Origin of the sequence: Paractinoplanes rhizophilus (genome assembly GCF_042664765.1) — a bacterium.
Lineage (GTDB): Bacteria > Actinomycetota > Actinomycetes > Mycobacteriales > Micromonosporaceae > Actinoplanes > Actinoplanes rhizophilus.
The window spans coordinates 1-23728 of the sequence record NZ_JBHTBJ010000040.1; the positions used below are offsets into that span (position 1 = coordinate 1).

The window sequence follows — 23728 nt, forward strand, 5'->3', positions numbered from 1 at the left end:
TGGTCATAGCGGAGGGGAAACGCCCGGTCTCATTCCGAACCCGGAAGCTAAGCCCTCCAGCGCCGATGGTACTGCACTCGGGAGGGTGTGGGAGAGTAGGACACCGCCGGACTCAACGTGGAAAAAGGCCCGCCCTGGGAAACCAGGGCGGGCCTTTCGCATTTCTGGAAGCCGAACAAAAAGCCGAACAAAGGAGCTCAGCGGGACTCGGCCGCCTCGCGGAGCTGCCGGAGAAGCGGGGCCGCCTCGGACTCGGGGCGATTGTTGAACATGGCCAGCGCGAGGCTGCCGTGGTCGGCCCAGCCGCACACCGTCAGCTCGCCGGTGTCCGCCTTCGTGGTTCCGCACTTCATCGTGCCGCCCAGCTTGCCGGCGTCGACCTCGTGCATACCGGTCACGGCGCCCTGGTTGTCGTCGATCAGATCGAAGGCGGCGTCCAGGTCGTTCTCCGGTGTCCAGAACAGCGTGGTGCCGCCGAAGAGCAGCACGTCCTTGCCCTGGCCGGCGGTGTCGGTGTAGACGGCGCCGATCGTCTTGTCCATGTCGATCTCGGCGGCCACCGCGGTCTGCAGGTAGTCGGCGGTGTTCTTCGCCTCCTCCGACTCGTCCAGGCGCAGGCTGCCCACCTGGGCCGGCGGGGTCAGCGTGGCGTCCTTCTGGGCGGCGATCTGCCAGCCGGTATAGGCCAGCGCGCCCCCGCCCGCCACGGCCACCGCCAGCAGACCCGACAGCAGGACCACCCGGACCCGAGAGCGTGGACGCGGCTGCTCCTCGGGCGGGTGGGGAGTCAGGTCGATCGAGCCGATGTCGATCGGGGCGTTGTCGGGCGGAGCGTCGGACATTGCGCGAGCCTAGCAATGGTTATCCACAGGGGGAGGTGCGAATTCGGGGTTCGGGCCGCGGCTCCGTAGACTTGGCGGGTGACCGACACGACCCAGACCCGCACCCCCGACAGCCGGCCCACCGGTGGCCTCTCCGCCCAGTATCAGCCGGGCGAGGTAGAGCAGCGGCGGTATGAGGCGTGGGTGTCGGCGGGCTATTTCACGGCCGACCCGGCCAGCGACAAGCCGGCGTTCTCCATCGTCATTCCGCCGCCCAACGTGACCGGGTCGCTGCATGTCGGGCACGCGCTCGACCACACGATTCAGGACACGCTGTCGCGGCTCAAGCGCATGCAAGGCTACGAGGTGCTCTGGCTGCCGGGCATGGACCACGCCGGCATCGCCACGCAGAACGTCGTGGAGCGTCAGCTCGCCTCGCAGCAGCTGTCCCGGCACGACCTCGGCCGCGAGAAGTTCGTGGCGAAGGTCTGGGAGTGGAAGGCGCAGTCCGGCGGCGCGATCCTCGGGCAGATGCGCCGGCTCGGCGACTCCGTCGACTGGAGCCGCGAGCGGTTCACCATGGACGAGGGCCTCTCGCGGGCCGTGCAGACCATCTTCAAGCGGCTGTATGACGACAAGCTGATCTACCGCGCCAATCGGATCATCAACTGGTGCCCGCGCTGCCTCACGGCGCTCAGCGACATCGAGGTCGAGCACACCGACGACGAGGGTGAGCTCATCTCGATCCGCTACGGCGACGGCGACAACTCCATCGTGGTCGCCACGACCCGGGCCGAGACGATGCTGGGCGACACCGCGGTGGCCGTCCACCCCGACGACGAGCGCTACAAGCACATGGTCGGCACCGAGGTGGAGCTCCCGCTCACCGGGCGGCGCATCCCGATCGTGGCCGACGAGCACGTCGACCCGTCGTTCGGCACCGGCGCGGTCAAGGTGACTCCGGCCCATGACCCCAACGACTTCGAGATCGGTCAGCGGCACCACCTGCCGAGCCTGACCGTCATGAACGAGCGCGCGGTCGTCACCGTGCCGGGGCCGTTCGAGGGCCTCGACCGGTACGAAGCGCGGCCGGCGATCGTGGACGCGCTGCGCGAGCAGGGCCGGATCGTCGCCGAGAAGCGGCCCTACCTGCACTCGGTGGGTCATTGCTCGCGCTGCAAGACGACGGTGGAGCCGCGGTTGTCGCTGCAGTGGTTCGTCAACACCGGGCCGCTGGCCAAGGCGGCGGGCGACGCGGTGCGCGACGGCCGGGTCCGGATCGAGCCGGCCGAGTTGGCCAAGCGCTACTTCGCCTGGGTCGACAACATGCACGACTGGTGCATCTCGCGCCAGCTGTGGTGGGGTCACCGCATCCCGGTCTGGTACGGGCCGAACGGCGAGGTGGTCTGCGTCGGACCGGACGAGCAGCCGCCCACCGGGGACGGCTGGCACCAGGACGACGACGTACTCGACACCTGGTTTTCCTCCGCTCTTTGGCCGTTCTCGACGATGGGGTGGCCGGAGCAGACCGCGGAGCTGGCGAAGTTCTACCCGACCAGCGTGCTGGTCACCGGGTACGACATCCTCTTCTTCTGGGTCGCCCGGATGATGATGTTCGGGCTCTACGCGATGGATGACGTGCAGCCGTTCGACGTGGTCAACCTGCACGGCATGGTTCGCGACGGGCACGGCAAGAAGATGTCGAAGTCGTTCGGCAACGTCGTCGACCCGCTCGACTGGATCGACCGGTACGGCGCCGACGCCACCCGCTTCACGCTGGCCCGCGGCGCCAACCCCGGCTCCGACGTGCCGATCAGCGAGGAGTGGTGCCAGGGCTCGCGCAACTTCTGCAACAAGCTCTGGAACGCGACCCGCTTCGCGCTGATGAACGGCGCGACCGTCGACGGCGACCTGCCGCCGGCCGAGGAGCTGTCGGCGATCGACAAGTGGATCCTGTCGCGGCTGCAGCACGTGATCGGCGAGGTCGACGAGCAGTTCGCGACGTACGAGTACGCGAAGGTCTGCGACACGCTGTACCACTTCGCCTGGGACGACGTCTGCGACTGGTACCTCGAGCTGAGCAAGCCGGTGCTGGCCGGCGACGATGCCGAGGCGGCGAAGACGCGGCGGGTGCTCGGACACGTCCTCGACCAGCTGCTGCGCCTGCTGCACCCGGTCATCCCGTTCGTCACCGAGGAGCTGTGGATCGCGCTCACCGGCGGCGAGACGGTGACCCGGGCCGCCTGGCCGACGGCCGACAAGGAGCTGGTCGACGACGCCGCCGAGGAGGAGCTCGCCGCCCTGCAGAAGGTCGTCACCGAGGTCCGCCGGTTCCGCTCCGACCAGGGCCTCAAGCCCACCCAGCGGGTGACCGCGGCGCTCACCGGCCTCGGCAACGTCGGCATCGACACGCACGAGACGCTGATCCGCTCGCTGGCCCGGCTCGACAGGCCGGCCGCCGGCTTCACCGCCACGGCGACCCTCGCGGTCACCGGCGGAATCACGGTCGACCTCGACACCCGCGGCACGATCGACGTCGCCGCCGAACGGGCCCGCCTCGAAAAGGACCGGGCCGCCGCGGAGAAGGAGGCGGCGCAGGCCCGGGCCAAGCTGGGCAACGAGGCGTTCCTCAGCAAGGCGCCCGAGCCGGTGGTGGCCAAGATCAAAGATCGCCTGACGACCGCTGAGGCGGATCTCACGCGAATTGCGGCGGCGCTTTCCGCGTTGCCGAGAGCGTGAGCGAGACAAAGCGCATGAGCAGTGATTACGACGAGGTGACGGCCGCGCTCGAGCAGCGCGGCTTCACCCGGCTGGTGTTCGACCTGCAGAAGATCCGCGACCTCATGGACGTGCTGGGCAGCCCGCAGCGGGCGTACCCGGCCATCCACCTGACCGGCACCAACGGCAAGACCAGCACGGCCCGGATGATCGACGCGCTGCTGCGGGCGCACGGCCTGCACACCGGCCGGTACACGAGCCCGCACCTCGAGACCGTTCGCGAGCGGATCAGCCTCGACGGCGAGCCGATCTCCGAGGAGCGGCTGGTCGAGACGTACCGCGAGGTGGCGCCGCTCGCCGACCTGATCGACGCGCGCCACACCGAGCCGCTCACCTACTTCGACATGACCACGGCGATGGCGTACGCGGCCTTCGCCGACGCGCCGGTCGACATCGCGGTCGTCGAGGTCGGCATGGGTGGCGAGGAGGACGCGACCAACGTGATCGAGGCCGGGGTGGCGGTGCTGCTGCCGATCGGGCTCGACCACACCGAGTGGCTCGGCGACACTATCGAGGACATCGCCTGGGCCAAGGCCGGCATCATCCACAAGGGCGCCACGGTGATCTCCGCGCTGCAGACCGAGGAGGCTATGCGGCCGATCCTCGAGCGCTCGGCCGAGGTGGGCGCGACCGTCGCCCGCGAGGGCAGCGAGTTCGGGGTCGTCGAGCGCACGCAGGCGGTCGGCGGCCAGGTGCTGCGGCTGCAGGGGCTGCACGCGGTGTACGACGAGGTCTTCCTGCCGCTGTTCGGGGCGCATCAGGCGCAGAACGCGGCGGTCGCGCTGGCGGCGGTCGAGGCGTTCCTGGGCGACCAGGTGCGTCCCGAGCTGGTGGTCGAGGGGTTCGCGCAGGTCGACTCGCCGGGCCGGCTCGAGCGGGTGCGCAGCGCCCCGACGATCCTGCTCGACGGCGCGCACAACCCGCACGGCATGGCGGCGACGGTGGCCGCGCTGGAGGAGGAGTTCAGCTTCCGGCACCTGGTCGCGGTGGTCGCGGTGCTCGGCGACAAGGACGTGTCGGGCCTGCTCGACCTGCTCGAGCCGGTCGCCGCGCGGATCGTGGTCACGCGCAACAGCTCGCCGCGGACGATGCCGCTCGACGAGCTGGCCCAGCAGGCGATCGACATCTTCGGCGAGGACCGGGTGACCGTGGCCGAGACCATGCCGGACGCGATCGAGGAAGCCGTGGTGCTCGCCGAGGAGGACGCGTCGGGCGAGCTGAGCGGTGTCGCGGTGCTGATCACCGGCTCGGTCGTGACGGTCGCGGACGCCCGGAAGCTTCTGAAGAGATGAGCGACCCGGACGGCCCCACGCCGCCGCGCTCGGGCCTGCGGAACCCCAAGGCCGCGGTGCGCGGGCTGGGTGCGGGGGCGCTGGTTCTCGAGGCCATCGTGCTGTTGCTGGCGATCCAGCCGATCCGGGTTCTCGGCGGCGACCTGAGCGGCTGGGGCGTCGCCGCGGTGATCGTCCTCGCCGTGCTGGCGATCCTGCTGGCCGGGATGATGGGCCGGCCCTGGGCGTGGGTGGCGGGCGCGGTGCTGCAGGCGTTGCTGATCGCCTGTGGACTGCTGCACTGGTCGCTGGCCGTGCTCGGCGTTATTTTCGCCGGGGTGTGGGGCTATGCGGCCTATGTCCGGAGAACGATTTTAGGCTGAGCCCGGGCCGGCGGCCCCGCCCACCCGCCCGGCCGCACCCGCCAGGCCCGGCAGCCCAGCCCGGAACGGGCGGCACGGGACCCCGGCCACGACGGACCTTGCCCTGTTGCCGGGGAACCGTGCCTGAGCCGTACCAAATAGTAGTTTTTAAGGGGTTTGGTCGTTCCGTAGACTCATGATGTGATCCGGATCGAGATCGATGAACCGACGCTGGCTCGCACGCGGATCGCGATCAGCCCGCTGGCCGAGGTGGTGTGCAGCCTCTACCTGCTGCAGCGCAATCCGGAAGGCTCCGTGCCGTGGCCCTACGGCGATTGGGCGCGCCGAGCCCGGGAGATCTTGCGGACCGAGCCGGCCACCGCGCCGGTGCGGCTCTATCTGGAACTGCCGTCCGTGTCGCCCGACTTTCTGTGCCCGATCCCGCTGACCTCGACGCCGACGCTGGCCGAACAGCTCGATCAGCTGCGGGAGACGCCGGCCGCCATTGTCGAGGAGCAGCTGCCGCGCTATCCCGCCGGAGACTTCCGTTATTTCCTGACCAATCGGGTGGAGGCGTTTGCGCGGCTGGCGGACGGCATCGAGGCCTATTGGGAGCTGGCGATCGCGCCGCACTGGCCGGCGATGCGGGCGGCGCTCGACGAGGAAGTGCTGCTGCGAGCACGGGCCCTGGCGGCCAACGGGCCCGACGCGTTGCTGTCCCAACTGCACGAGCGGATCCGGTGGGAGCGGCCGGTGCTCACCCTGATCAAGCCGCTCGAGCAGTCGTTCGAGGCGGTGAACCAGCGGCTGCTGCTGGTGCCGCTGATCTTCTCGCGCGGGGCGCTGATGTGCTCGTGCGACCACCCGGACATCGTCATGGTGACCTATCAGGCGCGCGGGGCGGCGCTGCTGGCCTCGTCCGCGCCGCCGGTCGCCGAGGATCGGCTGTCGATCCTGGTCGGTCGCGGGCGGGCCGCGGTGCTGCGCGCGTTGCAGACGCCGGCGACCACGACCGGGCTGGCCGCGGCGCTGGGGCTCGCGCCGAGCACGATCTCCGAGCACCTGACCGGCCTGCAGGCGGCCGGGGTGGTGCATCGCCGGCGGGCCGGGCGTCGCGTGCTCTACGGGCTGGAGCCGGCGGGAACGGCGCTGGTCACCCTGCTCGGGGACGATTCGGCCGCGACCGAATTCGTTTCCTAGGCGGGCGCCGGAACCCTAGCGTTTCCGGCATGGGAAGCGAGTACGCCATCGAGGCGGACGAACTGCGCCGGACGTATCGGGGGCGCACCGGGTGGCTCCGGCCGAGACGGACCGAGGTCGACGCGGTGCGCGGCGTGTCCTTCACGGTGGCGCGCGGGGAGCTGTTCGGCCTGCTCGGGCCGAACGGCGCCGGCAAGACGACGACCATCAAGATGCTGAACACCCTGCTGCTGCCGAGCTCCGGCTCGGCCCGGGTGTGCGGCCACGACGTCGTCAAGCAGACCCGGGAGGTGCGCCGCCGGATCGGCTACGTGTTCGGCGGCGACCGGGGGCTCTACGACCGGCTCTCCGGCCTGGACAACCTGCGGTACTTCGCCGAGCTGTACGGGGTGGCGCCGCGCGAGCAGAAGCGCCGGATCGCCGAGTTGCTGGAGCTGGTCGGGCTGGCCGGGCGGGAGCGGGAACGTGTCGAGGGGTATTCGCGCGGCATGCGCCAGCGGCTGCACATCGCCCGCGGGCTGCTGCACTCGCCCGAGGTGCTGTTCCTCGACGAGCCGTCGATCGGGGTCGACCCGGTGGCGGCGCGTGAGCTGCGGCGTACCGTGTCGGAGCTGGCCGCCGCGGGCACGACGGTGCTGCTGACCACGCACTACATGGCCGAGGCCGACGAGCTCTGCGACCGGATCGCGGTGATCGCCGACGGCGAGATCCAGGCGCTGGGCACCCCGGCGGAACTGCGGCGGCGGGCCGACGGGCGGCGGGTGGTCGAGGTCGAGGCGTACGGGGTGCCGGACGCGGCGGTGGTGGCGTTGCGCGGGCTGCCGGGCGTGCGGGAGACCGCGATCGAGGAGCGCGGTGCGCTCCAGCTGCTCACCGTGCAGTCCGACGCGCACGTCGACGTGCAGGGCGACGTCCTGCGCGAGCTCGCCGGGATCCGGCTCGGCCGGGTCAACAGCCGCGAGCCGACCCTCGAGGACGCGTACGTGGCGATTGTGAACGCCGCATGAGGACGCTGCGCATGCTGGCGCTGGGCACGCTGGCGCACGTCAAGCAGATGAGCCGGTCGCCGTTCGAGATCACGATCGCGCTGGTCGTGCCGATCGTGCAGGCGACGCTGGCGGTGTACCTGTTCCGCGCCGGCCAGGAGCAGCACCGGCTGCTCGAGGCGGCGGTCGGGGCCGGGCTGATGGGCGTCTGGTCGTCGGTGCTGTTCGGCTCGGGCGGCGCGATCCAGAACCAGCGCTGGCAGGGCACCCTCGAAATGATCATGCTGGCGCCGCGGCGTCCGGTGCTGGTCATCCTCCCGATCACCGTGGCCACCGGGCTGACCGGCACCTACGCACTGCTCGCCACCCTCGCCTGGGGACGCGTCCTCTACGGCATCCCGCTCGACTTCGCCAAGCCGGCGGCGTTCGTCGTGGCCGCGGTGGTCTGCATCGTCGCGCTCGGCATGTTCGGCCTGCTGCTCGCGTCCACGTTCGTGCTGATGCGCAACGCCAACGCGCTGACCAACACGCTCGAGTACCCGATCTGGCTGGTCAGCGGCATGCTCGTGCCGATCACCGTGCTGCCGGCCTGGACCGGGCCGCTCGCCGACGTGCTGCCCACCACCTGGGGCGCCCGCGCGTTGCGCGAGGCGACGACCGGCGGTCCGGTCTGGCCGTCCGTCGCCGTCTGCTTGGGAATCAGCCTGATCTGCCTCGCCTTCGGCTCGATTTCGCTCACGTACGTCGAACGCCGTGCCCGCGCGGCCGCAACCCTGGCGCTGGCATGAAGACTCTGCGGCTGGTGACCGTGGGCGGCGTGATCGCGTACCGCGCCCTGTTCAACTGGACCCGGCCCGCGATCTTCGTGGGCACCCTGCTGGTCGGACCGCTGTTCCAGCTGTTGTTCTTCGCGTACCTGGGCCGCCAGCTGCAGGTCGCCGACGACCGCTTCTACATCGTCGGCAACGCGGTGCTGACCGCCTCGCTGGCCTGCGTCTTCGGCGGCACGCTCGCGGTCGGCAACGAGCGGCGCTACGGGACGCTCGGCCACGTGCTGCTCTCGCCGCGCAGCCGCACGCTGGTCTTCCTCGGGCGGGCGCTGCCGTACGCGGCGAACGGCCTGCTGATCGCGGTGGTCACGCTCAGCGTCAGTGCCGGGCTGCTCGGCCTGCGGGTGCCGGCGTCGTCGGTGCCGGGCCTGCTCCTCGCGATGACGGCCGGCTCGCTGGCGTGCGCGTTCTTCGGGCTGACGCTGGGCGCGCTGGGCCTGCGGTTCCGGGACGTCTGGGTGATCTCGAACGTCTCGGTGGCGCTGCTGCTCCTGCTGACCGGCGTCAACGTGCCCAGCGCGGCGCTGCCCGGCTGGATGGTGACAGCCGGCGAGTTCCTGCCGATCACCCACGCGGCCGAGGCGGCCCGGCAGCTCGCGGCCGGGCACGGCCTGGCGGCGGCCGCGCCCTCGCTGGGCCGGGAGGCGCTGGTCGGTCTCGGTTACGCGGTGCTGGCGGCGGTGCTCCTCAAGGTCTTCGAGACCGAGTCACGCCGGACGGCCAGCCTCGAGACGCTCTAGAGCTTGGGGAACCAGAGGGCCAGCTCGCGGGCCGCGCTCTCGGACGAATCGGAGGCGTGGACCAGATTTTCCCGGTTCGACAGGGAGTAGTCGCCGCGGATCGTGCCCGCGGCGGCCTTGCGGCCGTCGGTGGCGCCGATCATGGCGCGGACCACCTCGACGACGTTGTCGCCGCTCAGGACCAGGGCGGCCAGCGGGCCGCTGGTCATGAACTGCTTCAGCGGGGGGTAGAACGGCTTTTCCACGTGGTCGGCGTAATGCTGGTCGGCCAGGGCCGCGTCCATCGTCCGCAACTCCAGCGCCTCGATGACCAGGCCCTTACGCTCGAAGCGGGCGAGGATCTCGCCGAGCAGGCCGCGGCGCACCGCATCGGGCTTGACGAGGACGAGCGAGCGCTCGACGGGGCTGGTCACGGACGACTCCTTTACCGAACTGCGAGGTGGACACGCGGGATTCAGCCTATCGGTACCCCGTTTCCGGCGGGCAGCTACCGCACTTTCGCTCGGGTGGCGCCGGGCAATAACCTGACGGGAAAGAGCGGGAGGTCCACATTGGCAAACCAGACCGGCCGTCCGATCGCACCGGCACGCAAGCTGGTGGCGGCCGTCATGGGCACGATCGCCGTCTTCGTGGTGGCGCTGGGGCTCGGCATGTCCAGCTGGGGGGTGGTTCTCTTCGGTCTGGCGGTGCTGATCCTGTCGATCGCCCTGGGCATGGTCAATGTGGTGCGGCGCGGGGCCCGGGCCTGGGTCTCCGGCACCGCCGAGGTCCGGGCGATCTCGCCGCCGCCGACGTCGTCGGCCGTCTACGGGCGGGCCGAGATCCAGGCGGTGGTGGTGGCGCCGGGCCTGCCGACCTCCGAGGTGACCATCCGCGAGCCGCGGGTGCCGGTCGTGAAGTGGCCGATGATCGGGGACACCCTGCCGATCACGGTGGACGTGGACGACATGCGCCGGGTGCGGATCAACTGGGACGACGCGTCGCCGCGGGACAAGGGCGCCGACCCGCCGCCACCGCAGACGCCCGACTACGGCGATCTGCCCGACGAGGTCATCGACGACATCGACGACGATCTGCTGGGCGACGTGGATCCGCCGCCGTGGACCGTCCGCGACCAGCAATGGGACGAGCCGGCGCCCCCGCCGCCGGGCGCGGAGACCGTGGTCGTGCGGGACACGCCGGCGGGGCCGGTGGTCGAGGGCGAGCTTGTCGATCACATCGAGGTCCCGCAGACGCTGCCGCGGCGGGCCGCGGCGGCGGGAGCTGCGACATCCGGGGCTGCGTCCGGGGCCGCGGGAGCTGCGGCGAGCGGGACGGCGACGGCCGGGACCGCGGCGGGAGCTACGACTGGCGGGGATGCGGCGGGCGGGGGTGCGGCGGGCGGGGGTGCGGCGGCAGCGGGCGCGGCACGTCCGGAGGGGAGACGGCCCAGTCCGCGGCCGCGGGGCGGTGGGACCGCGACGGCCACCGCCGATCCGATGACGGAGGCGCCGCCGCCACCTCGGGCGCCGCGGGATGACGCGATGCCGCAGGACGAAGCGACGCCGATGGGCGCGATGCCGATGGGCGGCGCGGCGCCGGCAGGCGACTCGGCGCAGCCGGTCGACGTGGCGCTGGACGAGCCGGGTGGGTCCGGTGGGGGAGAGCCGCGTCGGCGGCCGGAGCCCACGGTGGCGGCGGCCGCGGCCGAGCCGTCGCCGGTGTCGAGCTTCCCGACCGCGCCGGAGCCGGTGACGCCGCCTCCCGCGGCGCCGGAGCCGTCCATGGCGCGGCCGGCCGCGCCCGCGCCGCACGACGACATCGATCTGCCGCTCGACGGGGATCCGGAGCCGGAGCCCGAGACGGCCACTCCGGAGGCGCGCGAGGCGATGGCGGAGGGACTGATCGCGCCGCCCGCCGACGAGATCCCGCCGGCCGGCGAGGGCCGGCGGGCCACCAAGTTCGTGTCGAATGCCGCGCACGATGCCGAGGCCGGGGCCGAGACGGCGACCGAGACGGAGGCCCGGGGCAAGGCGGAGGCCGGGGTCGAGGCGCGGGCCGGGGTCGAGGAGAATCCGTGGGCGGCGCCGCCACCCCTCACGGTGGAGGCCGACGAGCACGCGGACGAGGTGATCACGGCATATCCGAGCGCGCGGCCGGGGCCGGCGGGAGCGATCTACGGTGTCGGGATCACGGTGCTGGTCACCGATCTGGCGCGGTCGATCGCGTTCTATCGGGACACGCTCGGGTTCTACGAGATCGACAGCGGGGACGGGAGTGCCGTTCTCGCCTCCGGCGACACGCGGCTGGTGCTGCGTACCGTGTCGGGGCTGCCGGCCGAGGCCGGGCGGCTGATCTACCTGAACCTCGAGGTGGGCGACGTCGAGGCGGTGTACGGCGAGCTCGTGGCGAAGGGCGTGCGGTTCGTGCATCCGCCGCAGGCGGTCAACCGGGGGGACCGGCTCGAGCTGTGGTCGGCCACGTTCCGGGATCCGGACGATCACAACATCGCGATCACCCAGTGGCGGGCCATCCGCTGAGGGGTAATGCGGATGAAGGAATCCGGAGGCGGCCGGTATCGTTGTTTCAGCGCAGGCGTTGAACCGGCCATCACCGGGGAGCCTCCGGAAGAAGGGGCCTTGTGACCAGGCTCTGGTAGAACCGGGCGGATCGGCACGCGCGTCAGCCGGCGAATGAGCGGGCGGGGTCAGACCTGCCAAGCGAGGTGGTACCGCGGGCGGAACACGCTCGTCCTCGCAGTCCACGCGACGTGAACTGTTTGAGGGGACCATCGATGGCTTATCCCAAGCACACCGATGCCACTGGTGTGCCGTCCAGCCCGGATCTGCCCGCCGTCGAGCGCGGCGTGCTCGAGCACTGGGCGGCCGACAAGACGTTCGAGGCGTCCGTCGACCAGCGGCCGGCCGGCGAGAACGGCGGCAACGAGTACGTCTTCTACGACGGCCCGCCGTTCGCGAACGGGCTGCCGCACTACGGGCACCTCTTCACCGGGTACGTGAAGGATCTGGTGCCGCGGTACCAGACGATGCGCGGCAAGCACGTCGAGCGGCGTTTCGGCTGGGACACGCACGGGCTGCCGGCCGAGGTGGAGGCCGAGAAGCAGCTGGGCATCACGACCAAGGCGCAGATCGTCGAGCTGGGCATCGACAAGTTCAACGAGGCCTGCCGCTCGTCAGTGCTCGCCTACACCAAGGACTGGGAGCGGTACGTCACCCGGCAGGCCCGCTGGGTCGACTTCGGCAACGACTACAAGACCCTCGACCCCAGTTACATGGAGTCGGTCATGTGGGCGTTCAAGACCCTGCACGACAAGGGCCTGGTGTACGAGGGCTTCCGCGTCCTCGCCTACTGCTTCCGGTGCGAGACCCCGCTGTCGAACACCGAGACGCGGATGGACGACGTCTACCGCGACCGGACCGACCCGGCGCTGACCGTCACGTTCCGCCTGGAGACCGGCGAGGACATCGCGGTGTGGACGACCACGCCGTGGACGCTGCCGTCAAACCTGGCGCTCGCGGTGGGGCCCGACATCGAGTACGCGGTACTGTCCGACAAATCGGGCCGGAAGCTCATCATGGGCGCGTCGCGAGTCGCCGCCTACGCCAAGGAGCTCGACGGCTACGAGCAGACCGGCACGGTGCGGGGGAGCGAGCTGGCGGGACGCAAATACACGCCGCTGTTCGACTTCCTGGTGGAGCAGGCCGGGCCGAACGCGTTCCAGGTCCTGGCGGCCGACTACGTCACCGACGAGGACGGCACCGGCGTCGTGCACCAGGCGCCGGCGTTCGGCGAGGACGACCAGAACGTCTGCAACGCGGCCGGCATCCCGACGATCGTGACGGTGGACGACCACACCCGGTTCACCTCGATCGTGCCGCCGTGGCAGGGCGTACAGGTCTTCGACGCGAACAAGCCGGTGATCGCCGCCCTCAAAGAAAACCAAGTGGTGCTGCGGCACGAGGGCTACACGCACTCGTACCCGCACTGCTGGCGCTGCGACACGCCGCTGGTCTACAAGGCGGTGTCGAGCTGGTTCGTGGCCGTGACCACGTTCCGCGACCGGATGGTCGAGCTGAACCAGGAGATCACCTGGACGCCGTCGCACATCAAGGACGGATCGTTCGGCAAGTGGCTGGCGAACGCCCGGGACTGGTCGATCTCGCGGAACCGGTTCTGGGGCTCGCCGATCCCGGTGTGGAAGTCGGACGACCCGCAGTATCCGCGGGTGGACGTGTACGGCTCGTTCGAGGAGCTGGAGCGCGACTTCGGGGTCACGGTGACCGACCTGCACCGGCCCTACGTCGACGAGCTGACCCGGCCCAACCCGGACGACCCGACCGGCCGGTCCACCATGCGCCGGGTGCCGGAGGTGCTCGACTGCTGGTTCGAGTCGGGCTCGATGCCGTTCGCGCAGGTGCACTACCCGTTCGAGAACAAGGAGTGGTTCGAGCACCACTACCCGGGCGACTTCATCGTCGAGTACATCGGGCAGACACGGGGCTGGTTCTACACCATGCACGTGCTGGCCACGGCGCTGTTCGACCGGCCGGCGTTCCGGAACTGCCTCAGCCACGGCATCCTGCTGGGCGAGGACGGCCGCAAGATGTCCAAGTCGTTGCGGAACTACCCGGACGTCTATCGGGTCTTCGACACGTACGGGTCGGACGCGATGCGCTGGATGCTGATGTCCTCGCCGGTGCTGCGCGGGGGCGACATGCCGGTCACCGAGGTGGCGATCCGCGATTCCGTACGTCAGGTGCTGTTGCCTCTTTGGAACGTCTGGTATTTCTTCTCGCTCTATGCGAACGCGTCGGGATATGAAGCGTCCTTCCGGACCTCATCGGATCACCTGCTCGACCGGTACATCCTCGCCAAAACCGGCGAACTGGTCGCGGATGTGCAGCGGCAGATGGACGAGTACGACATCTCGGGCGCGGCGGCGTCGGTGCGCTCGTATTTGGACGCGCTGACCAACTGGTACGTGCGCCGTTCGCGGGACCGCTTCTGGGCCGGCGACCACGACGCCTTCGACACGCTCGCCACGGTGCTCGAGACGGTCTGCCGGGTCGTCGCGCCGCTCGCGCCGCTGACCGTCGAGGAGATCTGGCGCGGCCTGACCGGCGAGCGGTCGGTGCACCTGACCGACTGGCCCGCGGCGGCGGACTTCCCGGCCGACCACGCGCTGGTCGCCTCGATGGACGCGATCCGGGACGTGGCCTCGGCCGCGCTGTCCCTGCGCAAGGCCCGCGCGCTGCGGGTCCGGCTGCCGCTGGCCCGGCTCACGGTGGCGACCGCGGACGCGTCCGCGCTGGCGAGCTTCGGCGACCTGCTCGCCGACGAGGTCAACGTCAAGGACGTGGTGTTCACCGACGACGTGGCCGGGTACAGCGAGCGGGTGCTCACCGTCGTGCCGCGGGCGCTCGGCCCGCGCGTCGGCAAGCAGGTGCAGCAGGTCATCCAGGCGGTCAAGAAGGGCGAGTGGGAGCTGGTCGGCGGCGCGCCGGTCGCGGCCGGGGTCACCCTGCGGGAGGGCGAGTACGAGCTCAAGCAGGTGGCCGCCGACGTGGCCAACTCGGCCCCGCTGGCCGGCGGCGCCGGGGTGGTCGTGCTGGACACGGTGGTCACGCCGGAGTTGCTCGCCGAGGGGCTGGCCCGGGACGTGATCCGGGTGGTCCAGCAGGCCCGCCGCGACGCCGGCCTGGACGTCTCGGACCGGATCGCGCTGACCGTCTCGGCCACCGAAGCGGTTCAGCTCGCGGTCGGGGCGCACCGGGAGTTCGTGGCCGGCGAGACGCTGGCGACGTCGGTCGAGTTCGCGCCGGCTGGAGCGCCCGGCTTTGCCGGCGAGGTGGGCGACGGCGAGGAGATCACGGTGGCGGTGCGGCGCACGCCGCTGTGAAACAGTTAACCTCAACCCGGACATTTGCCGCCTGTGCGGTGAATGTCCGGGTCGCGGGGCAAGCTCGACGGGGACTTCCGGGGCCAGGTCCGATAACCTCAGCCTGCTCCCCACTTTTTGCGCACCCGTCCCCGGAGGAACCTGCGTTGCCGCTGCTCTACTCGATCGGCAAACTCACCGTCGGCAACATGCTGATGCTCGGCTGGCGGCCGCACGTCGAGGGCCTCCATCACGTGCCCAAGACCGGCGGCGTGGTCTTCGCGGGCAACCACCTGTCGGTCGCCGACGAGCTCTTCATCGGCGCCGTGGTCCCGCGCCACCTGGCCTTCTGGGCCAAGTCCGACTATTTCGACGGCACCGGCCTCAGCGGCTGGTTCACCCGCAACCTGCTCAACGGGCTCGGCGCGATCCGGGTGCAGCGGGCCGGCGGGCGGGACGCCCTGGCCGCCTTCGACAGCGCGATCCCGGTGCTCAAGGCCGGCGACTGCGTCGTGGTCTACCCCGAGGGGACGCGCTCGCCCGACGGGCGGCTCTATCGCGGGCGTACCGGGGTGGCCCGGCTCTCGGTGGCGGCCGGGGTGCCGATCATCCCGGTCGGCATGCTCGGCACCGAGAAGATCCAGCCGATCGGGCAGCCGTACCCGATGCTGTTCCGGGGCAAGCCCACGGTCCGGTTCGGCAAGCCGATCTCCACGATCGGCCGGGCCGACGACCGCACCTCGTTGCGAGCGCTCACCGACGAGGTCATGGGCGAGATTCAAAAACTGACCGGGCAGGAGTACGTCCCGAGGTACGCCCCCGCCAAGAAGGCCGAGGAGTAGGCCCGGGCTCAGCACCGCCGAGCGGGATCAGCCCGGGGTCAGCACCGCCGAGCGCAACCGGCTGACGAGGTCGGCGCTGTCCGGGATCGAGCGGCGGGTCAGCAGGACCGTGGCCATGCTGCCGTGGTCGGCCCAGGCGCAGACCACGACATTGGTGCCGTCCGCCCGGCCGACCCCGCAGCTCTCGTGGGCGCCCGCCTCGCCGAGGTCGAACGACTGGACGTTCGCGAGATCGAAGTCGTCGGCGAGGCGGTCCAGCTGCGCCCGGACGTCACTCTTCGGGGTGAATCGCCAGCCGGTCACGCCGAAGATCGTGACCCGTTTGCCGCGGCGGTCGCCGTAGACGCCGGCGAACGGCTTGCCGTCCCGGGAATCGGCCGCGTCGAGCTGGGCGGCGAGGCGGTCGGCGGCCCGCCTGCTGGCGTTGTCGTCGCGCAGGCTCAGGTCGGAGAAGTCGGTCGGCAGGTCGGCCGTCACCGGATACTGCCGGGCCGCCGGGAACTGGAAGTAGGCGAACGGCAGGCCGCAGCAGCAGAGGACGCCGAACAGGGCGACCAGGAACAGGCGGCCGCGGCGGCGCTTGCGGCGCGGGGGCGGCAACGGGCGCTGGGGCGGGCGCGGGGCCGCCCACGGGGGCGGCGGTGGCGGCGACGGCGGCCGGGTCTGCACCGGGAGGCGGTTGACGGGCGGGCGCATCTTGGCGGCTCGCTCGCGTCGCTTGCGCTCGCGGCGGGAGAGCTTGGGCGGCGCCGAGGGCAGGGGCGCCTTCGCCGGCGGCTGCGGGCCAATTGGCGGCGGCAGCTGGGCATTTCCGGGCTGGGAATGTCCCGGCGGTGGAGCGGCGGCGGGTGGCTGAGCTCCGGGTGGCGGCGCGGCGGGTGGCTGGGCGGCCGGTGGCGGGGCGGCGTGCGGCTTGGCCGGGGCGGCGGGGGGCTGCGCGGCCGCCGGCGGCTCGACGCGAGTGGGCGGCAACGGTGGCGGCTCGACGGGGGTGGACGGCAGCGGTGGCGGCTCGACCCGGGTGGGCGTCAGCGGTGGCTCGACCGCGGTGGGGTCGAGCACGATCGGGATCGGGTCGATCGGAGTGTCCTGGCCGGCCCACGGATCGACGGCCGGGATGCCGGTCCGCTCGTCCTCGGGCTCCGGCCGCCGCCGCGGCCACCAGGACTTCTTCGGCGCCGGCGGCGGGATGGCGGCCGATCCGCTCCAGCGCGCCGGAGCGTCCACCGTCGACGGCTCCGCGCCGCCCTCGACGCGGGTCGGATCACGCTCGGCCGCCGGGTCGGCCTGGCCCGGCTGCTGGTCGGTCATCCGTCGATCTCCTTCGCTGCCGCTGACCGGCGTCCTCTCCGAGGCTAAGGCGGGTGTGCCAGCCCGCCGAACGGCGCGCGGCGGACTCCGGACCCGAATGACGGACAGACTGGGCGGTGTGCCGAACGCATCGGAGCCGTATGGTTACCGAGACATGAGAACGACACGGAGAAACGCCGTCACGCTGACCGGGAACGACCTCGGCCAGCCGATGATGTTCGCTCATGGGTTCGGCTGTGACCAGAACATGTGGCGCCTGGTGGCTCCGGCGTTCGCGGACACGTATCGGCTCGTGATGTTCGATCACGTCGGCACCGGCAGCTCCGACTTGTCGGCATACGACGACATGCGCTACTCCACCCTCGACGGTTACGCCGACGACATCCTCGAGATCATCCACGAGTACGACCTCTGGGACGTGGTCTTCGTCGGCCACTCGGTGAGCGCGATGATGGGCGTGCTCGCCGCGGTCAAGCAGCCCGAGCGCTTCGCCAAGCTGGTCCTGGTCGGCCCCTCCCCGCGGTACATCGACGAGCCGGCCGACAACTACATCGGCGGGTTCGGCCGGGAGGACATCGAGTCCCTGCTCGACTCGCTGGACAGCAACTATCTGGGCTGGTCCAGCCAGATGGCGCCGGTCATCATGGGCAACCCCGACCGGCCCGAGCTCGGCGAGCGGCTGACCAACAGCTTCTGCCGTACCGATCCGGATCTGGCCAAGAAGTTCGCGCGTGTCACGTTCTTCTCCGACAACCGCGACGACCTGCTCAAGCTGCGTACGCCGTCGTTGATCCTGCAGTGCTCCGACGATGTGATCGCGCCGACGGCCGTCGGGGACTACGTTCATAAGCACACCGCCGGCAGCACGTTGGTATACATGAATGCCACCGGGCATTGCCCCAATCTCAGTGCGCCGGAGGAGACCGTCGACGCGATGAAGGCTTGGCTGTAGAGCGGACCGTGAGTGACTCTGGTGGGCCGGACGTGACGCAGGAGTTGCGGCTGCCCTGGGACGAGGACCCGGACGACCTGTACGAGCACGCGCCGTGCGGGTATCTCACGACGCTGCCCGACGGCACCGTCGTGAAGGTCAACCAGACCTTCCTGACCTGGACCGGATACCAGCGCGCAGACCTCGTCGGGCACCGCCGCTTCCGCGACCTGCTCAGCTCCGGCGGGCAGATCTACTACGAGACCCATTACGCGCCGCTGCTGCGCATCCAAAACGAAGTGCACGAGCTCGCCTTCGACGTGGTGTGCGCGGACGGGCGGACGCTGCCCACCCTGGTCAACTCGATGCTGGCCCGCGGCCCGGAAGGCGAGCCCCGGGCCATCCGCACGATGGTCTTCGACGCCACCGAGCGCCGCGGCTACGAGAAGGAGCTGCTGTTCGCCCGCAAGCGCGCCGAGGACTCGGAGCGCCGCATCCAGGTGCTGCAGCAGGTCGTCGCCGACCTGGCCGCCGCGCCCACCGAGGCCGAGGTCGCCGAGGCCGTGCTGCGCGCGCCCGAGCCGGCCTTCGGCGCCGTGAGCAGCAGCATCTACCTGGTGGACGCGGAGCGCGACACGATCGTCGCGGTCTCCTCGACCGACCCGGCCACCGGCGACGGGGACGACATGCCGCGTTCCTCGCCGCGGGCGGTGGCGCGGGTGGCCGAGCGCGGCGACCTGCACGTGGTCGGCTCGCTCACCGAGGCCAAGGAGCACTTCCCCGACCTGGTCGACAGCATGCGCCGGTCCGGGCGCAACACGGTGGTGCTGCTGCCGCTGACCACCGGGCCGGCCGACGACCAGCTCGGCGCCCAGACGCTCGGCGTGCTCGCGTTCAGCTTCACGGGCGAGCGCCGGCTCAGCGACCACGAGCTGCGCGTCGTACGCCTGCTCGGCCAGCACGCCGGCCAGGCCCTCGACCGCGCCCGGCTCTACGACGACCTCCGCCGGCGGGAGGGCTGGGCCACGTTCCTGGCCGAGACCACGCGCTCGCTCGACGAGTTGCACCGCCTGCTGGCCCGGGCCCGCCGCCTGGTCGACGCGATGGTGCCCGAGATCGCCGTCTGGGCGTCGGTGCGGCTGTCGGTCGGCCCGGACGGCGTGCTGGAGGAGGCGGGCACCGCCGCGCCCGACGGCGACCAGCTCGCCGACGCGCTGGCCCGGGTCACCGCCTCCGGCCGGCCGCTCTTCCCGGCACCCGGCGAGGCGCCCGGCTGCGTGGTGCTGCCGCTGACCGCCCGCGGCCGGGTGCTCGGCACGCTGTCGCTGCGGATGGCGCCCGATCGCCGCGGCGTCGCGGGCGAGCAGCACTTCCTCACCGAGCTCGCCGACCGGGCCGGGCTGGCGCTGGAGAACGCCCGGCTCTACGAGCAGGAACGGCAGATCGCCCGGACGCTGCAGCGCAGCCTGCTCGCCGGCCGCCTGCCCAGCGGCGACGCCCGGTTCGCGGTCGAGACCTACTACCAGGCGGGCGCCCAGGATCTCGAGGTCGGCGGCGACTGGTTCGACGCGTTCCTGATCACCGGGGACAGGCTGGCCGTGGCGGTCGGCGACGTGGTCGGGCGGGGGATCGACGCGGCCACCACGATGGGCCAGCTGCGCAGCGCGATCCGGGCGCTCGCCGGCGAGGGGGTCGGGCCGGCCCGGATGCTGGAGGGCCTCGACCGGTTCGTCGACCGGGTGGAGTCGGCCCGGATGGCGACGGTGGCGTACGCGGAGGTCGACCTGGCGACGTGCGAGCTGACGTACGCGTGCGCCGGCCACCTCCCGCCGCTGGTGCAGGAGCCGGCCGGCTCGCCGGAGTTCCTCCTCGACGCCCGCTCGGCGGCGCTCGGCTCCCGGGCCGGCGACCGGCGCCGCACCGAGCACACCCGCACGCTGGCGGCCGGGAGCCGCCTGCTGCTCTACACCGACGGGCTGATCGAGCGGCGCACCCGGCCGATCGACAAGGGCTTCGAGGTGCTGGCCCGCGAGTTCGCCCGGCGCCGGGACGCGCCGTTGCAGGGCCTGAGCGCGGCGCTGGCCGACACCCTGGTCGGCCGCGACCACGCCGACGACGTCTGCCTGCTCTGCCTGACGCTGGGCACCGAGGAGAGGATGGAGCGGTCGATCGGCGCCGAGCGGATGCAGATCGCGCTGCTGCGCGCCGACCTGCGCGCCTGGCTGGTCTCGCACGGCGTCGGGCCCGAGACCCGCGACGCGGTGCTGCTGGCCTGCTCGGAGGCGGTGGCCAACTCGATCGAGCACGGCTACCGCGACGACCCGTTCGGCACGATCGACGTGGTCGCGACGGTGACCGAGGACGCGGTCGAGGTCAAGGTCACCGACCGCGGCACGTGGCGGGGCGCGGTCACCGACGTGGCGCGGGGACGCGGCCTCCAGCTGATCCGCCAGTCGATGGACCAGGTGCTCTTCGACCGCAGCGACGGCACGACCGTGACGATGCGACGCGCGCGGGAGGCGGAATGACCGAGATGACCGATCAGTGGGTCCGGTTCTCCCGGATCGGCGACGCCGACCTCGTCCACCTCAGCGGCGAGATCGACCTGGCCAACGCCGGCGAGATCGGCCGGGCGATCGTGTCCCGGATCCGCGAGTCGGGCAAGGTGCTGATCGACCTGACCACCGTCTCGTTCCTGGACAGCGCCGGGGTGCGGCTGCTCGACGCGCTCGTCGGTGACCTCTTCGCGGCCGGCAAGCGGACCCGGCTGGTGGTCGGCGAACGCGGCGCGGCCCGGATGATCCTGCAGCTGTGCGCGTTCCGCCAGGACGTGCTGGCGACAGATCTGGACCGGGCCGCGGCGGAGTTGAGTAGCTAGGCCCTTGTGTCGACGTGGGGCCTGGTCCGCGTACCCTGGAGTCCCATGAGTGCACGTTCCGTCTTTCCGCAGCTCGAGCAGTTGCTGCCCCAGGTCAGCAAGCCCATCCAGTATGTGGGTGGCGAGCTCGGCGCCGTCGTCAAGGACTGGGACGCCACCAGTGTGCGGTGGGCGCTGATGTATCCCGACGCGTACGAGGTGGGCCTGCCCAACCAGGGCGTCCAGATCCTGTACGAGGTGCTCAACGAGCAGGAGGACGTGCTCGCCGAGCGGACGTACGCGGTCTGGCCCGACCTCGAGGCGCTGATGCGCGAGCACGGCGTGCCGCAGTTCACGGTCGACGCGCACCGCCCGGTCCGCGACTTCGACGTGCTCGGCCTGTCGTTCTCGACCGAGCTCGGCTACACCAACATGTTCACCGCGCTCGACCTCGCCGGCATCCCGCTGGAAAGCAAGGACCGCACCGAGGACGACCCGATCGTGCTGGCCGGCGGGCACGCCAGCTTCAACCCCGAGCCGATCGCCGACTTCCTCGACGCCGCCGTGCTGGGCGACGGCGAGGAGGCGGTCCTCGAGATCAGCGGCATCATCCGCGAGTGGAAGGCCGAGAGCTGCCCCGGCGGGCGCGACGAGCTGCTGCTGCGCCTGGCCCGCACCGAGAGCATCTACGTCCCGCGCTTCTACGACGTCGACTACCTCCCCGACGGCCGCATCCAGCGGGTCGTGCCCAACCGCCCGGACGTCCCGTTCCGGGTCGCGAAGCGCACGACCATGGATCTCGACGCCTGGCCGTACCCGAAGAAGCCCCTGGTCCCGCTGGCCGAGACCGTCCACGAGCGGTATGCCGTGGAGATCTTCCGCGGCTGCACCCGGGGCTGCCGGTTCTGCCAGGCCGGCATGATCACCCGTCCGGTGCGCGAGCGGTCGATCACCACGGTGGGGCAGATGGTGAAGGAGGGCCTGGAGTTCTCCGGCTTCTCCGAGGTCGGCCTGCTCTCGCTGTCGTCCGCCGACCACTCCGAGATCGGCGACATGTGCTCCGGCCTGGCGGAGCAATACGAGGGCACCAACGTCTCGCTGTCGCTGCCCTCGACCCGGGTCGACGCGTTCAACATCGACCTGGCGCAGGAGCTGTCCCGCAACGGGCGGCGCACCGGCCTGACCTTCGCGCCCGAGGGCGGCTCCGAGCGCATCCGCAAGGTCATCAACAAGATGGTCACCGAGGAAGACCTGATCCGGACGGTCGTCACGGCGTACTCGAACGGCTGGCGGCAGGTGAAGCTGTACTTCATGTGCGGCCTGCCCACCGAGACCGACGACGACGTGGCGCAGATCGGCCGGATGGCGCACGAGGTGATCAAGGCCGGCCGCGCGGCCGCCGGCACCAAGGACATCCGCTGCACGGTGTCGATCGGCGGGTTCGTGCCGAAACCGCACACCCCGTTCCAATGGGCGCCGATGGCCCGGCCCGAGGTCATCGACGCCCGGCTCAAGATGCTCAAAGAGGTGATCAACAGCGATCGCTCGCTGGGCCGGGCGATCGGGTACCGCTACCACGACGGCGAGCCGTCGCTGATCGAGGGCCTGCTGAGCCGGGGCGATCGGCGCGTCGGGGCAGTGATCCGGCGCGTCTGGGAGAAAGGCGGACGTTTCGACGGATGGAGCGAGCATTTCTCGTACGCCCGCTGGACCGAGTCCGCCGCCGAGATGCTGCCCGCCTTCGGCGTGGACCTCGACTGGTTCACCACCCGCGAGCGCGAGCAGTCCGAGGTGCTGCCCTGGGACCACCTCGACTCCGGCCTCGACAAGGACTGGCTCTGGCAGGACTGGCAGGACTCGCTCGGCGAGTACGAGCAGGAGGACTGCCGCTGGACCCCGTGCTTCGACTGCGGCGTCTGCCCGTCGATGGACACCGAGATCCAGATCGGCCCGACCGGTAAGAAGCTGCTGCCCCTGACCCCCGTCAACAACCTGCGGGTCCCTGCACAGGCATAGGAGCAGGACAATTTCCCCCAAGAACCAGCCGGTGGGCGGCCAGGCGCCGGTCGTCCAGCGGATCCGGATCCGGTATGCGAAGCGCGGCCCACTGCGTTTCACGTCACACCGTGACTTCGCGCGTGCCTTCGAGCGGGCGTTGCGGCGGGCCGGTGTGCCGATCGCCTTCTCCCAGGGCTTCACCCCACACCCCAAGATTTCGTACGCCAGCGCGGCGCCCACCGGCGTCGGCAGCGAGGCGGAGTACCTGGAGATCGGCCTGCGGGCGGAGGTCGACCCGAACCAGCTCCGGCTCGCCCTCGACGCCGCCCTTTCCCCTGGTCTCGACGTTCTGGACGCCGTGGTGGCCGACGCGGGCAGCCTGGCCGACCGGATCGACGCGTCCCGCTGGCGGATCGAGCTGCCCTCGGTCGACCCGGTGGTGGCGGCCGCGGCGGTCCAGGCCTTCCTCGACGCCGGCGAGGTGCCGGTCGAGCGGATGACCAAGCAGGGCCGGCGCACGTTCGACGCCCGGGCCGCAGTGACCCACTTCGCTGTGACGGAGCAGTCCGACCTACCTTCCGGGGCGTTCCCAGCACCGTGTGCGATAATCGACCTTGTCGTACGACAGGTAACGCCCGCCGTACGACCCGATGACGTCCTTTCCGGCCTTCGTGTCGTGGCTGGCCTGGAGCCGCCGGTGCCCCCACGGGTGACCCGGCTGGCCCAGGGCACGCTCACCGCGCAGGGGGAGATCGTCGATCCGTTGGACGCGGATCGCGAGGATGCGGCCATCGGAGGGCGCTAGCTGAACCGCGGCCTGCGCCCGAACGGCAGACTTCGGCCGCCCGTCCGCTAACCCGGCCGGGACCGAAACACTTGCGGCAGCCCTGCGTGGCAGCGCTCAAACGCGCCCGGGGCCGCCA

18 protein-coding genes and 1 rRNA gene are annotated in these 23728 nt (G+C 71.3%); 16 read left to right on the forward strand and 3 right to left on the reverse strand.

The features are described from left to right. A 5S ribosomal RNA gene (gene rrf, locus ACFQS1_RS33495) occupies positions 1–112 on the forward strand; the annotation flags it as partial. Positions 113–197: 85 nt separating this feature from the next. Here the strand turns inward: rrf and ACFQS1_RS33500 are convergent. Continuing rightward, positions 198–842: a hypothetical protein gene (locus tag ACFQS1_RS33500; protein ID WP_378976019.1), complete on the reverse strand. Its 645-nt coding sequence runs from the start codon at positions 840–842 to the stop codon at positions 198–200. Between the two features lie 78 nt (positions 843–920). On the opposite strand from ACFQS1_RS33500, the gene ACFQS1_RS33505 reads away from it, so the two are divergent. The 7 genes from ACFQS1_RS33505 (at position 921) to ACFQS1_RS33535 (ending at position 8988) form a co-directional block, all read left to right on the forward strand. Beyond that, on the forward strand, positions 921–3560 hold the full coding sequence (locus tag ACFQS1_RS33505) for a valine--tRNA ligase (protein ID WP_378976020.1): 2640 nt from the start codon (positions 921–923) through the stop codon (positions 3558–3560). Between the two features lie 14 nt (positions 3561–3574). Continuing rightward, complete coding sequence (locus tag ACFQS1_RS33510; protein WP_378976021.1) at positions 3575–4891, forward strand: bifunctional folylpolyglutamate synthase/dihydrofolate synthase; 1317 nt, start codon at positions 3575–3577, stop codon at positions 4889–4891. Next, the gene (locus ACFQS1_RS33515; protein ID WP_378976022.1) at positions 4888–5253 is read left to right on the forward strand and encodes a DUF4233 domain-containing protein; all 366 of its coding nucleotides are present in this window, start codon (positions 4888–4890) and stop codon (positions 5251–5253) included. Before ACFQS1_RS33510 ends, ACFQS1_RS33515 begins: the two co-directional genes overlap by 4 nt. 180 nt (positions 5254–5433) lie before the next feature. Beyond that, positions 5434–6432, forward strand: coding sequence for an ArsR/SmtB family transcription factor (locus ACFQS1_RS33520; RefSeq protein WP_378976023.1), 999 nt, complete (start codon positions 5434–5436; stop codon positions 6430–6432). A 29-nt stretch (positions 6433–6461) separates the two neighbouring features. Further along, positions 6462–7439, forward strand: a complete 978-nt coding sequence (locus ACFQS1_RS33525; protein ID WP_378976024.1) for an ABC transporter ATP-binding protein — start codon at positions 6462–6464, stop codon at positions 7437–7439. Beyond that, complete coding sequence (locus ACFQS1_RS33530; protein ID WP_378976025.1) at positions 7436–8206, forward strand: ABC transporter permease; 771 nt, start codon at positions 7436–7438, stop codon at positions 8204–8206. Before ACFQS1_RS33525 ends, ACFQS1_RS33530 begins: the two co-directional genes overlap by 4 nt. Next, positions 8203–8988, forward strand: a complete 786-nt coding sequence (locus ACFQS1_RS33535; protein WP_378976026.1) for an ABC transporter permease — start codon at positions 8203–8205, stop codon at positions 8986–8988. Before ACFQS1_RS33530 ends, ACFQS1_RS33535 begins: the two co-directional genes overlap by 4 nt. Here the strand turns inward: ACFQS1_RS33535 and ndk are convergent. Continuing rightward, positions 8985–9401 carry a nucleoside-diphosphate kinase gene (ndk, locus tag ACFQS1_RS33540; protein ID WP_378976027.1) on the reverse strand — a complete coding sequence of 139 codons (417 nt, stop codon included), beginning with the start codon at positions 9399–9401 and terminating at the stop codon, positions 8985–8987. The two genes, ACFQS1_RS33535 and ndk, sit on opposite strands and share 4 nt — an antisense overlap. A gap of 138 nt (positions 9402–9539) precedes the next feature. On the opposite strand from ndk, the gene ACFQS1_RS33545 reads away from it, so the two are divergent. The 3 genes from ACFQS1_RS33545 (at position 9540) to ACFQS1_RS33555 (ending at position 15708) form a co-directional block, all read left to right on the forward strand. Further along, positions 9540–11507: a VOC family protein gene (locus ACFQS1_RS33545; RefSeq protein ID WP_378976028.1), complete on the forward strand. Its 1968-nt coding sequence runs from the start codon at positions 9540–9542 to the stop codon at positions 11505–11507. 254 nt (positions 11508–11761) lie between these two features. Further along, positions 11762–14887, forward strand: a complete 3126-nt coding sequence (ileS, locus tag ACFQS1_RS33550) for an isoleucine--tRNA ligase (RefSeq protein WP_378976029.1) — start codon at positions 11762–11764, stop codon at positions 14885–14887. 146 nt (positions 14888–15033) lie between these two features. Further along, the gene (locus tag ACFQS1_RS33555; protein WP_378976030.1) at positions 15034–15708 is read left to right on the forward strand and encodes a lysophospholipid acyltransferase family protein; all 675 of its coding nucleotides are present in this window, start codon (positions 15034–15036) and stop codon (positions 15706–15708) included. Between the two features lie 27 nt (positions 15709–15735). Here the strand turns inward: ACFQS1_RS33555 and ACFQS1_RS33560 are convergent, their stop codons facing one another. Further along, a complete protein-coding gene (locus ACFQS1_RS33560) occupies positions 15736–17019 on the reverse strand; it encodes a hypothetical protein (RefSeq protein WP_378976031.1) in 1284 nt (427 codons plus the stop codon). Positions 17020–17173: 154 nt separating this feature from the next. Here ACFQS1_RS33560 and ACFQS1_RS33565 point away from each other — a divergent pair, with 154 nt between their 5' ends. From ACFQS1_RS33565 to ACFQS1_RS33585, 5 genes are read left to right on the forward strand one after another with little or no spacing between them, the layout of a single operon-like run. After that, positions 17174–17971: an alpha/beta fold hydrolase gene (locus ACFQS1_RS33565; RefSeq protein ID WP_378976032.1), complete on the forward strand. Its 798-nt coding sequence runs from the start codon at positions 17174–17176 to the stop codon at positions 17969–17971. An 8-nt stretch (positions 17972–17979) separates the two neighbouring features. After that, the gene (locus ACFQS1_RS33570; protein WP_378976033.1) at positions 17980–20478 is read left to right on the forward strand and encodes a SpoIIE family protein phosphatase; all 2499 of its coding nucleotides are present in this window, start codon (positions 17980–17982) and stop codon (positions 20476–20478) included. After that, the gene (locus tag ACFQS1_RS33575; protein WP_378976034.1) at positions 20475–20828 is read left to right on the forward strand and encodes an STAS domain-containing protein; all 354 of its coding nucleotides are present in this window, start codon (positions 20475–20477) and stop codon (positions 20826–20828) included. The genes ACFQS1_RS33570 and ACFQS1_RS33575 overlap by 4 nt, the downstream gene beginning before the upstream one ends. Before the next feature lie 45 nt (positions 20829–20873). Beyond that, positions 20874–22823: a TIGR03960 family B12-binding radical SAM protein gene (locus ACFQS1_RS33580; protein WP_378976035.1), complete on the forward strand. Its 1950-nt coding sequence runs from the start codon at positions 20874–20876 to the stop codon at positions 22821–22823. A gap of 31 nt (positions 22824–22854) precedes the next feature. After that, positions 22855–23610, forward strand: coding sequence for a TIGR03936 family radical SAM-associated protein (locus ACFQS1_RS33585; RefSeq protein ID WP_378976036.1), 756 nt, complete (start codon positions 22855–22857; stop codon positions 23608–23610). Positions 23611–23728 lie beyond the last annotated feature (118 nt).

What these genes read in the sequence shown, in the direction of transcription:
- ACFQS1_RS33535 (WP_378976026.1), top strand. Translation starts at nt 8,203, where the DNA reads ATGAAGACTCTGCGGCTGGTGACCGTGGGCGGCGTGATCGCGTACCGC.
- ACFQS1_RS33510 (WP_378976021.1), top strand. Translation starts at nt 3,575, where the DNA reads ATGAGCAGTGATTACGACGAGGTGACGGCCGCGCTCGAGCAGCGCGGC.
- ACFQS1_RS33500 (WP_378976019.1), bottom strand. Translation starts at nt 842, where the DNA reads ATGTCCGACGCTCCGCCCGACAACGCCCCGATCGACATCGGCTCGATC.
- ileS (WP_378976029.1), top strand. Translation starts at nt 11,762, where the DNA reads ATGGCTTATCCCAAGCACACCGATGCCACTGGTGTGCCGTCCAGCCCG.
- ACFQS1_RS33515 (WP_378976022.1), top strand. Translation starts at nt 4,888, where the DNA reads ATGAGCGACCCGGACGGCCCCACGCCGCCGCGCTCGGGCCTGCGGAAC.
- ACFQS1_RS33560 (WP_378976031.1), bottom strand. Translation starts at nt 17,019, where the DNA reads ATGACCGACCAGCAGCCGGGCCAGGCCGACCCGGCGGCCGAGCGTGAT.
- ACFQS1_RS33575 (WP_378976034.1), top strand. Translation starts at nt 20,475, where the DNA reads ATGACCGAGATGACCGATCAGTGGGTCCGGTTCTCCCGGATCGGCGAC.
- ACFQS1_RS33530 (WP_378976025.1), top strand. Translation starts at nt 7,436, where the DNA reads ATGAGGACGCTGCGCATGCTGGCGCTGGGCACGCTGGCGCACGTCAAG.
- ACFQS1_RS33565 (WP_378976032.1), top strand. Translation starts at nt 17,174, where the DNA reads ATGAGAACGACACGGAGAAACGCCGTCACGCTGACCGGGAACGACCTC.
- ACFQS1_RS33580 (WP_378976035.1), top strand. Translation starts at nt 20,874, where the DNA reads ATGAGTGCACGTTCCGTCTTTCCGCAGCTCGAGCAGTTGCTGCCCCAG.
- ACFQS1_RS33525 (WP_378976024.1), top strand. Translation starts at nt 6,462, where the DNA reads ATGGGAAGCGAGTACGCCATCGAGGCGGACGAACTGCGCCGGACGTAT.